9 protein-coding genes and 3 pseudogenes are annotated in these 13,099 nt (G+C 47.9%); 8 read left to right on the forward strand and 4 right to left on the reverse strand.

Features of this window, described 5'->3' with window-relative positions; genetic code table 11:
- The first annotated feature begins 104 nt into the window (after positions 1-104).
- The gene (locus QRY16_RS15895) at positions 105-1,376 is read left to right on the forward strand and encodes an OprD family outer membrane porin (RefSeq protein WP_289777293.1); all 1,272 of its coding nucleotides are present in this window, start codon (positions 105-107) and stop codon (positions 1,374-1,376) included.
- Between the two features lie 219 nt (positions 1,377-1,595).
- Here the strand turns inward: QRY16_RS15895 and QRY16_RS15900 are convergent.
- Positions 1,596-2,069 (reverse strand): annotated as a pseudogene (locus QRY16_RS15900) (glutathione binding-like protein); the annotation flags it as partial.
- 66 nt (positions 2,070-2,135) lie between these two features.
- On the opposite strand from QRY16_RS15900, the gene QRY16_RS15905 reads away from it, so the two are divergent.
- Both QRY16_RS15905 and QRY16_RS15910 read left to right on the forward strand, forming a co-directional pair.
- On the forward strand, positions 2,136-2,612 hold the full coding sequence (locus QRY16_RS15905; protein WP_289777295.1) for a hypothetical protein: 477 nt from the start codon (positions 2,136-2,138) through the stop codon (positions 2,610-2,612).
- 369 nt (positions 2,613-2,981) lie between these two features.
- A complete protein-coding gene (locus QRY16_RS15910; RefSeq protein ID WP_289777296.1) occupies positions 2,982-4,271 on the forward strand; it encodes a carbohydrate porin in 1,290 nt (429 codons plus the stop codon).
- Positions 4,272-4,360: 89 nt separating this feature from the next.
- Here the strand turns inward: QRY16_RS15910 and hpaR are convergent, their stop codons facing one another.
- From hpaR to QRY16_RS15925, 3 genes are all read right to left on the reverse strand, one after another.
- On the reverse strand, positions 4,361-4,813 hold the full coding sequence (gene hpaR / locus QRY16_RS15915) for a homoprotocatechuate degradation operon regulator HpaR (RefSeq protein WP_193406224.1): 453 nt from the start codon (positions 4,811-4,813) through the stop codon (positions 4,361-4,363).
- Positions 4,814-5,321: 508 nt separating this feature from the next.
- Positions 5,322-7,247: an acyltransferase family protein gene (locus tag QRY16_RS15920; protein ID WP_289777297.1), complete on the reverse strand. Its 1,926-nt coding sequence runs from the start codon at positions 7,245-7,247 to the stop codon at positions 5,322-5,324.
- Between the two features lie 712 nt (positions 7,248-7,959).
- Positions 7,960-8,115: a cupin domain-containing protein gene (locus QRY16_RS15925; RefSeq protein WP_289777298.1), complete on the reverse strand. Its 156-nt coding sequence runs from the start codon at positions 8,113-8,115 to the stop codon at positions 7,960-7,962.
- Between the two features lie 127 nt (positions 8,116-8,242).
- Here QRY16_RS15925 and QRY16_RS15930 point away from each other — a divergent pair.
- The 5 genes and pseudogenes from QRY16_RS15930 to QRY16_RS15950 form a co-directional block, all read left to right on the forward strand.
- A pseudogene (locus QRY16_RS15930) lies at positions 8,243-8,607 on the forward strand (transposase); the annotation flags it as partial.
- Positions 8,540-8,770, forward strand: a complete 231-nt coding sequence (locus QRY16_RS15935) for a hypothetical protein (protein WP_289777301.1) — start codon at positions 8,540-8,542, stop codon at positions 8,768-8,770. The pseudogene QRY16_RS15930 and the gene QRY16_RS15935, both read left to right, overlap by 68 nt.
- Before the next feature lie 859 nt (positions 8,771-9,629).
- On the forward strand, positions 9,630-11,015 hold the full coding sequence (locus QRY16_RS15940) for a diaminobutyrate--2-oxoglutarate transaminase (RefSeq protein WP_193406222.1): 1,386 nt from the start codon (positions 9,630-9,632) through the stop codon (positions 11,013-11,015).
- A gap of 14 nt (positions 11,016-11,029) precedes the next feature.
- The gene (locus QRY16_RS15945; RefSeq protein WP_289777300.1) at positions 11,030-12,502 is read left to right on the forward strand and encodes a pyridoxal phosphate-dependent decarboxylase family protein; all 1,473 of its coding nucleotides are present in this window, start codon (positions 11,030-11,032) and stop codon (positions 12,500-12,502) included.
- 245 nt (positions 12,503-12,747) lie between these two features.
- Positions 12,748-12,972 (forward strand): annotated as a pseudogene (locus QRY16_RS15950) (EamA family transporter); the annotation flags it as partial.
- Between the last annotated feature and the right edge of the window lie 127 nt (positions 12,973-13,099).

A 13,099-nucleotide genomic window follows, 5' to 3' on the forward strand; every position in this document is an offset into this window, starting at 1 on the left:
CCATAATATCGCTTTGAAACAATGATAAATTGTGCCGCCTCAGGGGCCCGCGCCGCTGATAACAGGGTATCGACTAAGTAACTTAAAATAACAGGTTAGAAAAAGTGAATAAAGTTTTGCCATTAACCGTACTTGCTGCGCTCTCAGCAAATGCTGCTTATGCCAGTTCTGGGCCTGAAAGCAACGGGTTTATTGTAGACAGCCATCTTGATGTTTTATTACGTAATGCATTTATCGATCGCGACTATAAGCCTCATGGAATTAAAGAGCGTGCAGAATGGGGCCAGGGCGTTATTGCGTCCTATTCATCCGGTTTTACCCAAGGTCCGGTGGGTTTCGGCGTTGATGCACTGGCGCAATATGCTGTTCGTCTTGATGGCGGACGAGGACGCAGTGGCAGTGGCGGTATCGACTTTTTTGCGCAGGATAACGATGGCCGGGCTAAATCCAATCTCGCTAAGTTTGGTGCCACCGCCAAAATGCGCTTCTCGAATACGGTGCTGAGCTATGGCACACAGCGTCCTGCTCTGCCGATTCTGAATGCCGATGATTCTCGTCTGCTGACTGAAACCTTCACCGGTTTTATGCTTGATTCACAAGAAATTGATGGTCTGGATGTTAGCGCGGGATATTTTACCGCTGAGCAACAGAAAAGTGACGACAGCCATGATACGGGCTTGAACAGCCTGACTTTCGCAGGCGCACATTATCAGTTTAACGATCAATTCAGCGGCGCATTCTACGCTTCTGATGTTCAGGATGTTTTGAACAAACAATACCTTGGTCTGAATTATCGACAGCCTTTTGCCGCAGACCAGGCGCTAATTCTGGATTTCAATGGCTATAACTCACGCCTCGACCAGTCATTTGCCGATAGCCAGAACACCGGCCGCAGTAACACTATCTGGAGCCTTGCGGCCAGCTATGTATGGGATATTCACACCTTTAAGGTTGCTTATCAGCAAAGTAGCGGTAGCACCGGCTACCATTATGGTGGCTATCGCAATCAAGGTGGCATCGGCGATGGCGGCAACTCAATTTGGCTGGCTAACTCTTACTGGTCAGATTTTAACGGTGAAGATGAGCGTTCATGGCAGCTAGCCTATTCTGTCGATCTCGCCGGCTTAGGTGTACCTGGCTTGAGCTATGACGTGGCTTATGTGCGCGGCGATAACATCAAAACTGCAGCTTCAGGCAATGGACATGAGCATGAATTCTTTAATCAGATTCAGTACAAAGTTCAGAATGGACCGGCTAAAGATCTCAAGTTGAAAGTGCGTTATTCAGTACTGCGCGTTTCATCAGATGCGGCTGATTACAATATCGGCGGCAATGAAATTCGCGTGTTTGTTGAATATCCTTTCTCTCTGCTGTAAGCCAGCCACCATCAGTTAACTCTTTTTTCCTGATTAAAAGTGGCGATGAATTTCGCCACTTTTCTCAGCGCCGCGCGTTAGGCTTTTTGCCGCAAAAAGCATGTTTTTATTCAGAAATTCCTGCGCCTGTCAGCTTCGCTTTGACCCACTCTTTTGGCATGGAAAACGCATCCTGAAACTCGCGAAATCCCGCTATGCTACAGACGGGCCGGCCACGGACTAAACACGTAACTCTTCATAGGAAACCATGACGTGTTCCCGGAAAGCCGCTCGCGCAGCAAGGCGATCGTAATAAGAACGTAATTTAGCTAAGGGCTGCCGAACGACGTCGATACTGTAATAGCGGTACAACACATGTCCAAGCTGGATGTCGGCCAGGGAAAAATCATCCCCTGCCAGATAGCTGTGTTTCTCCAGTTGCCTCTCTGCAATCAAAAGATTCTGCTCCAGCGTAGCCATTGCGCCTCGTATTGCATTCTCGTCTCGCTTTTCCTGAGCGGTTCGGACAACACGCCAGAACACCGGCGCAGTAAATGCCATTGCGACATTAATTTTTGACCATTCAGCCCAGCGATCAACGTTCGTTCTTTTTAGCAAATCAGCAGGCCAGAAGCTTTCTGTTCCGTATCGATTAGCCAGATAGCGCAGAATCGCACCCGTTTCCCACAAAGGCGGATCAGCACGGTCCTGTAGATCACAAACGTGCGATAACGCGCGATACCCTATTTTACTGCTATCGGCTAAGACAGGAAAAGAGTAATGAGCAGCCCGAGTGAATATGAAAAAGACATCCTCCAGCAGCCTGATGCGTTAAGCGACCCGCTGCATTACGCTCTGCCCGCCGGGCTGTATGAACTGGATGTGCACAGTTATGACCGCATTGTTTTGGCTGGTATGGGCTCGTCTGATTATGCACTTATCCCGGTTGAACACGAGCTGATCGCGCGTGGCTTGCCGGTGTGGCGCGTCGATGCGGGGCGTTTGCTGGATATGCCGCAGTTGATCACTCAGAACACATTGCTTTGGATGACATCACAGTCCGGCATGAGTGGCGAAGTGGTTAAGGTAGTGGAAGTAACGGGAGAATCGAGCCTGCTTCATCTGGACTGGAATGGCTTTCCTGTTCATGTGCAGTTAACAGGAAGAATCATGGCGAAGCCAAGGGAGACCGTGGCGTTAAATATCGACCCTCGCCATGTTCATCTGTTTGATAAGGAAAGCGGCGTTCGTCTGTAGCAACAACCGTTCGCCGGAGGATGTTTCGGTCTTCTGGCGAAGCCAGATTCACATTGCGTTTAACCAGTGACAATTGAACCTGCCTGTGATTTTTTTGCTGATGCCAGCTTGCATCGGTGTTGGAATAACAGGGTTTCATTTATCATCACACTTAATTCAAAATGCTCGCTTGTGAAGCTTCCCTGGGATTGATTAAACAGAATAAAAGATATGTCGGATCTTTTAATGGTGGCGGAAAACGGCCACGTCAGTCTGGCTTTGGCGTTGAATATAAGCTTCACCAAACCGAGAAATAAGCATAGATTTATAATTACGTGAAAAATTTTCGTGTATTATTTGCCTCCTTTTCTGCTCTCCTCGTATTTTTAAATGAAACGACATTTTTTCCTCTTTTCACCCCTGGCCTGCTCGCTGCTGTTTTGTTCATGGGGAGCGCTGGCGCAGACCGCCGACCTTCTGCAACAGGATACGTTAACAGGCGACTGGGGAGGCGCACGCACGGATCTGAATAATGCTGGTGTGAATATGACCGGCGAGTACACCTCTGAAACCGCAGGTGTGTTACATGGCGGCGAGCGTTATGGCACCCGTTATGCTCAGCAGATACGGATCGGCGCAACATTTGATCTGAATAAAATGTTTTCCGCTGAACATGCCGGTACTTTCCAGATCACGCTGAATGATCGCCGTGGTCGCAGTGTTTCGGAAGATTTGGTCGGCAACCGCCTGCCTGCGCAGGAAGTTTATGGTGGTCTTTACACTCGCCTGAGTGAGTTCAGTTATGCCATCACCCTGTTCACGCCAAACCTGAAAATAAAGCTGGGTTTAATGGCGATGGGGAACGATTTTGGTGGGATGTCGATCCTGACTAATTTTATGAACGCTGGCTTCTGCGCTCATCCCTTGTCTATGTCTGGCGGCAGCGGCTGGGGTAACTATCCTAACGCCCACCTGGGCGGTGAACTGCGTTATGACATTAACGATCAGTGGGCGGTGCAGGCGGCAATTTTTAACGTTAATCCGCGCGTAAACGGCGCGCCATCAAAAGCATTTAAGCCTTTCTCCAGCGGAACGACAGGTGCTATCGCGCCTGTTGAAGTCATTTATACGCATCATGGCGAACTGCCTGGTCAGTATAAAGTCGGTTATTACTATGATTCTTCCGATGTGGCACGCATTGATGACAGCAGCCATAAAGCGTCGGGACGTTATGGTGCCTATGTGCTGGCCGATCAGACCCTGTGGCAATCCGACCGTTTATCAGCCAGAAACCTGCATGTTTTTGGACAGTGGACCACGACTGATAAAGAGACTTCACCCTTCCGCCACTGGTATAGCGCAGGATTCGTGCTCAATGGACCTTTTGAATCTCGTCCTCACGACGCCATCGCCATCGGTTATGGACGCGCTGAATATAACAAAGACAGCCGACAGGCAGATATTGGCGCCTGGCGACAGAGCGGCGATTTCACCGCAGCGGCTAATGCAGATTCACTGGATCGTGCCGAACAACTAGTGGAGCTGACGTACACGCTACAGGCGACGCCGTGGCTCTCTCTTCGCCCCAGCGTTCAGTACATTAAAGAGCCCGGCGCTTTCTCCAGCAAAGCGATTAAAGATGCATGGGTCGCGGGCATACAGGTGAAAGTGAAGCTGTAACGCGCTGACAAAAAACTGTGACGCCGCGATTTAACTTTCTGCCTTAACGCGATTATTTATGCTGTATCCGTGCGCAAAATCTGGTTGCGTTAGCCAGCCAGGTTTTGCGCATCGCTCACAGAAGCATCGGCGGCACGCAGCGTATTGAACTCCTGTAACAGCGCCTTCAGCTGCTGCATTTTCTGTTGTCCAAACTGTTGTTCAATCTGTTGATAACCTGCGTCGATTTCATCGCAGGCTTTTTGATACAGCACCACGCCCTGCGGCGTCAGAGAGGCAAAAAGTTTGCGCTGATCGTTCAGCGGTTTCAGGCGAAACACTAATCCGTCCCGTTCGAGACGCGACAGAATACCGGTCAGGCTGGGACGTAAAATACACGCCTGCTGTGCCAGCTCATGAAAATCCAGCGAGCGATGCTCGGCCAGTATGCGGATGATACGCCATTGCTGCTCGGTCAGATTGTGGCGGTTGAGTATAGGCCGGAAATATCCCATCGCCGTTTCACGTGCCTGAAGTAATGCAATTGTCAGGGAATCATACATATCCGTACCGCTTGAAGGTTCATAGGTCAAATAAGAACCGCAGTATAACCCGTCGTGCTCCTTTGTCGATACTTTAGGAATAATAACGAGAAAGTGAGCCAACCAAATAATAAATTAATGAAATTTCATCTATACCAGGTAACGTGAGATTTTTCCGTGAAATCGCTCAACCAAAAAACAACCCTTTGTTTTCTATCTAATTAAGTTAGATCCCCCGCTCTGAGTAAAGCGTTGATTTATTGCTGAAGCTTATTAAAAGCGGGAATTATCACAGAAAAATGAAATTTATTAATATGTTAATGTAGGCTGCGTGCCCGCATTTTACCTGATCGCCTGTTCGCAAAAAAACTGTTCGGTTCCAACAAGATCTGAAGCAGCTCAGAGCAACGTTGAACGGGGATTTTGAGCGAAGAGCGGACAGAGTACTGGAATGTGCCGGCACGACAACAGGTCATGCCGGCGTGACTCAGCGAGGCCAGTCGGGCCTGTCCTCGCTGAGAGCTTCGGCCTAATTTGATAAGAAAGCTTCGAGTTTGTTTCTGCCGGCATGCGATGAAAAAAACTTTTCAGCTTCAACTGAGCCTACGACACTGATATGTCCGCCATCTAACGAATACGGCACATCCCGGTTTGCGTACTGAGATTTATCAAACAAATCATCACGGGTCAGATAAAGTATATTGGAATAGGTCTGGCTCAGTTTATCCAGAATACCATCTGCATTCTTCATACCCGCCAAAGACGATGCATCCATGTAAGGCGATATATCAAAGCGTTCTTTCTTCCAGACACTCCGTTTATAAAGCTCACCGATATCAGCATTAAATTGATAGGGTTCTGCCATGATGATTATTTTCTTACCTTTGGCAAGATTGATAATATGCTCAAGCCCTTTAACCGTGTCAGGACTTGAGAAGTTTTTCGACCATGAACCGCCCAGAATAATATAATCGTAGTTTTGGATATTTTCGGTTACGTAGTGTCTGTTATACAAACATTGCTCATATGCCCGGGAGGTCTTCGGCCCAAAAAAATCTTCGCCGTCGGACGGGTTACACCAGTTTGTTGTGACAGCCTGAATATCGAGACCGGTTTTTCTGCCCAGCGCATCCCATAAAGGAAGATACTGGCCGGCATATGAATCACCAAACAGTAATGCTTTTTTGCCGCCTTCTTCAGTGGCGCCAATGTGGCATTCCACACCCTCTTTACCAACCGTCAGTGATGGCGTACTGGCGATAGTATAAAAGCACCAGCCGTTTTTTGGGTTAGGTAAAGCCAGATGCTCTATGGCAGCCATATAAGATACACCGCCTCGCCAGGGGAATCCGGATGACTTACGGGTAAAGTCAGATACGGAGATCATTACTGCCAGTGACAGGCAAATAACGGTCATGGAAGTCAGACGCTTTTTACTCTTAAACCAGCTAAACAATCTTTTCTCAAGGACAAAATAGCTTAGAAGTCCAATCGCAAACGACAGCATAACTGCGCAGACGGTATAGAATGTGCCAGGTTTGGTGCCCGCATAGTATAGAAAATATCTTACCGGCCAGTGCCACAGATAGATCGAATAGGAAGACAGGCCAATAAGGCTTAGCCATTTCCCTGAAAAGAGAAAAGAGGCCTGACGTTCGGCATAGATGATCAGCGCTGTGCCAGCAACAGTAAGAGCCGCGCAGTAACCCGGCCATGCGATACGGTCATCAAACAGGATCAGGGACATCAATAAGGCGAGTACGCCAGCATAAAAGGGCGCGGCGCTTGCAGCCGCTTTGTTTGCCCTGGCCTTAAACAGGAATACCAGTCCGCCTGCCAGCATTTCCCATGCACGGGTAACAAGCATATAAAACGCATAAAATTGATTACGCTCTGTCATTACGATGCAGGCAGCAAGTGAAAGGATGAATAAAGCCGCAACCAACAGGGTGATTTTTTTAAGGCTCTGTGTGAATTTAAAACCAATCCAAAGAATGAATGGATAGATTAAGTAGAACTGCCATTCAACGGATAAGGACCAGGTGTGCAATAACAAATTTTCCTGGCCCACAGATGAAAAGTAGTTATTAGCATCTTTAAGCAGTGAAAAATTCGATGTAAACGAAAGGGCTTTAATCGAATACTTTGCATATTCTCTAAGTTCTACTGGCGTAAGGATAAAGAGATTTATAAAAAAAACCGCCAGAACAAGAAGAATGACGGGTGGAATTATGCGTATGAAGCGGGAGGCGAAAAATGCCCCGAAATAGAAATTATGTTGAATTAACCCGGACGCAATAATTTTTGTCATCAAAAATCCGGAAATGACAAAAAAGACATCCACACCTATGAAACCAGCCTTGAACAAGGGGATGTTAAAATGATATAAGACTACAAACACAATGGCATAAGCTCTTAAGCCATTAATATCCTTCCTGAAATTATCAACTCTCATTTGGTGTAAATTTCCTCAACATTTTAGCGTTTCCCTCATAAATAGCTAAATTGCTTTAATGTATATGTGTTATGGTTTCGTAAGGGAAGCATAATTTTTTATTAAGCGCGGCATCTTATCAGAATGATATATAATTTGAAATAAAATAGTTTTAGCTTAATGGCGTCTCAATAAGTACATTATAAAATATATAAAGCTCTGGTTTAACATGCCGATAAAGTCGTTATTTTCTGATTATGGATTTTGTTGCACAGGAATGAATATGACTATTAAAATGACTTGAGCCAAACCTTTATAGGTGAGGTTTTAAGAATAATAATATAGTTATCGTTAATGAAAACAACCTTGAGATTATATCTTGTGCGGAGGCGGGCTTCCGTTCATCTTTGATTGAGTTATTTAATTGTATCGCCCACTCTGGACACCCACCGCGAAAAGTCGCATATCCCTCAGTTCATCGCCTTGATGATGTAAATCACCACGCCTGTTATTTCAAACAGTCCAGCCGGGTTGATCCAGATCGGCGAGTAGATAAAGTTGACCAATCGCTTTCGTGAAGATAAAAGCATGCTCTCCTTGCTCGCTATAGTCGACGTTTTCCTCCAGCCGTCAGGCTGTTTTGTTTGTTAAAGCAATCAATATTAAAAGCACTGCGGCATGCGATCGTTTCCTCGCAACATGAATGCCGGAAATGTGCCGGCACGCATGTTTTTCATGACTGGCTCTGTTTATTCAAAAGGTTGATGAGCACCAGCTCATCATGGTTACAGCGTGCAATACCTTCGCCGTACAGCACATAGAAGAATTCGTGTGCGGCGGCGTGCTCATTCGGAGCCGTCGCGCCGCCAACCTTGAAGATCTCCACCACGAAGATGTTCTCGATATCATCAAGCGGCTTGTCGAACAGAATGGCGAAGTAGTTAGTGACCTGCTCCCCGTTGATTAATACACCGCGATGTTAGTAATGTCTTCATAAGTCACATGAGGACATCCCCATGAAGAAGCGATTTTCCGACGAACAGATCATCACTATCCTTCGCGAGGCCGAAGCCGGGGTTGCGGCCCGGAAACTCTGCCGCAGGCATGCTATTTCAGACGCTACCTCCTACACCTGGCGCAAGAAGTTTGGCGGCATGGAAGTCCCCGAAGTGAAGCGGCTCAAGTCACTTGAAGAGGAGAACACCCGCCTCAGGAAGCTGCTCGCTGAAGCCATGCTGGACAAGGAGGCGCTTCAGGTGGTGGGCCGAAAGTTCTGACGACAGACCAGAAGCGGGAAGCCGTGGACGTCATGTGTGAGGCCGCAGGTTTGTCGCAACGTCGTGCCTGCAGGCTGGCTGGTTTGTCCCTTTCAACCTGCCGTTAACCGTCTGGTTACGCCGAATGCACTGGTTATCGATCAACACGGCTGGATGTATGTACCCGCTCCACAGTTAGAATATCTCAGTGCCCACAATCGGGGCGACGATAAAGCTCAAGCGCTCTGGTCAGTTTATCGTTTCCGGCTGCCCGCCACGAAGACGTGATGGGCCTGCGCGACTGACCTCCCTTCCCGACAGTTCTCTTACGTCAACTCTGATGCATAAAAAATACCATGCAGTCGGCAATCCAGTCTGGCTGTATTCCCTTCATGGCAGAGGGCAGCATCTCATCAAACTCTCGCTGACAAAGCTTTAACGCGCCCGTTACCAGGGAAAACGCGTGCATGGAAGTTTTTAAAGCGATTCTGATGATAGAAAGGCGCGACGGCTTTGGATAAATCGAAGTTATCCACAGAAAATGGGGATAGCCTGTGTATGGATGCGTATGAAAACACTATCAGCGGGACAAAAAACCGGTTTTACGCAGCGTTAACCGATAAATAAGCTTAAATCTGTGTACCGCTCTCCATCCCTTATCCTATCGTTATCTGAATCCCTTAAAAAACATCTCTATCGCCAACTTAAAAAGATGGCAGACGAGATAACAGTGCAGATTGGTAATGTTTTTGAACAGTAATAACCTGCCTGAGTGCTTATAAAGAGCCGACGAAAAAAGTTGCGTTGTAACAAGAAGCTTATAATTAAATTTCTTTTAATACGCAGGTAGCAATGCTCATTAGCTAATGCGTTGTTATAAATAGAAAAGAGAAAAATAATGAAAGGGAAAAGCGCGCTTTTTGTGCTTTATTAATCATCTTGTAACAAAAAAATGCCATCCTCTGCGGTCAAAAAACAAGCAACCCGTTGATTATCAAACAAAACTTACAAATTAAGCCACACAAAATTAAATATTGAGTCCCACCTTAAAAAGCCCTATATTGGCCGCGTTTTTTTAATGATCGGTTTACTTTTTATTCAATTAACCAACTGAGACATAACGTAATGGCTTGGTTGTAGGAGAGATATGATGACGGATAAAGTCCGTATTGACAGTTTAGATGCGCATTCATTAAACCGTAATAACGAAACTTATTTAGCCAGACAGGCTGAGTTTGAATCAAACGTCAGAAGTTATCCTCGCAAATTGCCATTAGCTATCGCCAAAGCACAAGGCGTGTGGATTACTGACGTTGAGAATAAGCAATACCTTGATTGTCTGGCAGGCGCAGGAACATTAGCGCTGGGCCATAATCATCCTGACGTGTTGCAAAGCATCCAAAATGTCATTACCAGCGGCTTGCCGTTACATACACTTGATTTAACAACACCGTTAAAAGATGAGTTTTCTGCTTATCTGCTTTCGTTATTGCCAGGCCAGGGCAAAGAGTATTGCCTGCAATTTACTGGCCCTTCGGGCGCTGATGCAGTTGAAGCGGCACTGAAGCTGGCGAAAAAGCATACCGGCCGCACGGGCGTTATCAGCTTTTCCGGCGGCTATCATGGCATGACCCACGGCGCATTGTCGGTAACGGGTAATCTGTCACCAAAAGAAGCGGTCAATGGCATGATGCCGGAAGTGCAGTTTATGCCTTATCCGCATCTGTACCGCTGTCCATTGGGTATTGGCGGCGATGCCGGTGTAAAAGCCCTGACCTATTACTTCGAAAATCTGATCAACGACGTTGAAAGCGGCGTGCGTAAACCTGCTGCTGTGATTCTGGAAGCGGTTCAGGGCGAAGGCGGTGTGAACCCGGCCCCCGCTGAATGGCTGCAGCGCATTCGCAAAGTCACACAGGAACATGGCATCCTGTTGATTATCGATGAAGTCCAGGCGGGCTTTGCGCGCACCGGTAAATTCTTCGCCTTTGAACACGCGGGTATTGAGCCAGACATTATTGTGATGTCAAAAGCGGTCGGCGGTGGCTTGCCGTTAGCGGTATTGGGTATCAAAAAGCAGTTTGATGCCTGGGAGCCGGGCCATCATACCGGTACATTCCGTGGCAACCAGTTGGCAATGGCTACCGGCCTGACGACGCTGCGTTATCTGAAAGATAACAATATTGCTGGAAAAGTTGCCGATCAAGGCGAGTGGCTGAAAGCCAAACTGGCTGGGTTGCAAAAACGTTATCCGGTGCTCGGCAACGTGCGTGGTCTGGGCTTGATGATCGGCATTGAGATCGTCAAAGCAAACGAAGCGCAGGACCCTATGGGTTGCTTCCCGGCTGACGGCGAACTGTCTGCATTAATACAGAAAAAATGTTTCGAGAATGGCCTGATCCTTGAACGTGGCGGACGCCACGGAAGCGTTTTGCGCTTGCTGCCTTCGCTTCTAATCACCAATGCAGAGCTGGATATGTTTATCGATAAATTTGAAAACGCCCTACTGTCTGCTGGCGTTAAACCGGTATGAGTGGAGTAGATGCGATGTCCCGGTTAAATCCTATTCTGGCTGCCTCAGCACAGAGTACCGAAGCGTACCAGCAAGCCATTGAGCAAAGCAGCCAGGCCGTGGTGAAGTGGTTGCAACAGCCTGAGATGTATCAGGGGAAAACGGTTGCTGAACTGCGTGAACGCATTACGCTGGATTTCAATCCGCAAGGGCTGGGCAACCAGGCCGCTATTGAGCGTGCGATTGAATACTTCCTGAAAGACAGTCTGTCGGTGCATCACCCACAATGCGTGGCACATTTACATTGCCCAAGCCTGGTAGTGAGCCAGGCCGCAGAGGTGATGATTAATGCCACCAACCAGAGCATGGATTCCTGGGATCAAAGTCCATCAGCCACCATCATTGAGATGAAGCTCATTGAATGGCTACGCACTCAGGTGGGTTATCAGCCGGGCGATGCCGGTGTTTTCACCAGCGGTGGCACGCAGAGCAATCTGATGGGGTTAATGCTGGCGCGTGACGCCTTTTTTGCGCGCCAGGGTCACTCTATTCAGCAAGAAGGGCTGACGGGTGACCTGCGTAAAATCAAAGTATTCTGTTCTGAAAATGCCCATTTCTCAGTGCAAAAGAATATGGCACTGCTGGGCCTCGGTTATCAGTCCGTCACGCTGGTAAAAACCGACCGTTTTGCGCGTATGGATGTGAACGATTTAGCTGACAAACTGGCGCTGGCAAAAACCAATGGCGAGCAGGTGTTGGCAATCGTTGCAACCGCAGGCACCACTGATGCAGGTGCCATCGACCCGCTGCGTGACGTTGTCACGCTGGCTGCTGAACACAATATTTGGGTTCATGTGGATGCGGCTTGGGGTGGTGCGCTGCTGCTTTCTGAAAAGTATCGCGATTATCTGGACGGCATTGAACTGGTGGACTCTATTACGCTGGACTTCCACAAGCAGTTTTTCCAGACCATCAGCTGCGGTGCCTTCCTGCTAAAAGAAGCGCGACACTATGAGTTAATGCGCTATCAGGCGGCTTATCTCAACTCTGAGTTTGATGAAGCACAAGGCGTGCCTAACCTGGTTTCCAAATCATTGCAGACGACTCGCCGTTTTGATGCCTTAAAACTGTGGATGGGCCTGGAAGCGCTGGGGCAAAAGCAGTATGCCGGGATTATCGATCACGGTGTGACACTGGCGAAACAGGTTGCACACTACGTGTCTGAGCAAGCATCACTGGAACTGGTGATGGAGCCACAACTGGCAAGCGTGCTGTTCCGTTATCGTCCGGCTTCGCTGGCAACCGCAGATAATGCAACGGTAGCATTGCTGAACCAGCAAATCGGCGATGCGCTGTTGGCATCCGGTCGCGCTAATGTGGGTGTAACCGAATTTGATGGCGTAACTTGCCTGAAAATGACGTTACTGAACCCCACCGTGACGCTGAAAGACATTCAGCTGCTGCTGGCTCTGGTTGAGAAAACCGCAGAGCAATTGCAGAACGTATAATCCCTACTGAATTGCAGCGCAATAAAAGGCCGATGACGTTAAGTTATCGGCCTTTTCTCTTACGGCTAATACGGCTAAATGCGGCAGCCCTGTTTTCCTGCCTGCTCGCCCTGATCGCATACATTTTTACATCACGACAAATCAGATTCTGTTTACAGCCTGCTGCATACGCTTCATCCTGTGACACGATTTTTAGCCGGTTATGACTCTGCTACGATCGATTTTTAGTAAGAGGTTTTGGTGAAATGACACAAAAAAAGGCCACCCTGATGGGCTTGATCGCTATCGTTCTCTGGAGAGCGATTGTTGGGCTGATCCGTAGCGTAAGCGAGGGATTCGGTGCCATCGGCGGTGCAGCACTGATTTATACGCTGAGCTCCCTGCTGTTGCTGTTGACTGTTGGCTTCCCCAAAATTAAAACCTTTCCACGCCGTTATTTAATCATCGGAAGCGTGCTGTTTGTCTGTTATTGTCGCTACCGATGTAAAACTGGCCCACCTGCCGATGTAAATCTGACCCACCTAGGGTAAAAATGGCAGTTTTAAGGCACTGCCAATGATGACATTGGAGACCAGAGTGGAGATTAGTGTTTTACAC

It is taken from the genome of Mixta mediterraneensis (genome assembly GCF_030283135.1).
Taxonomy (GTDB): domain Bacteria; phylum Pseudomonadota; class Gammaproteobacteria; order Enterobacterales; family Enterobacteriaceae; genus Pantoea; species Pantoea mediterraneensis.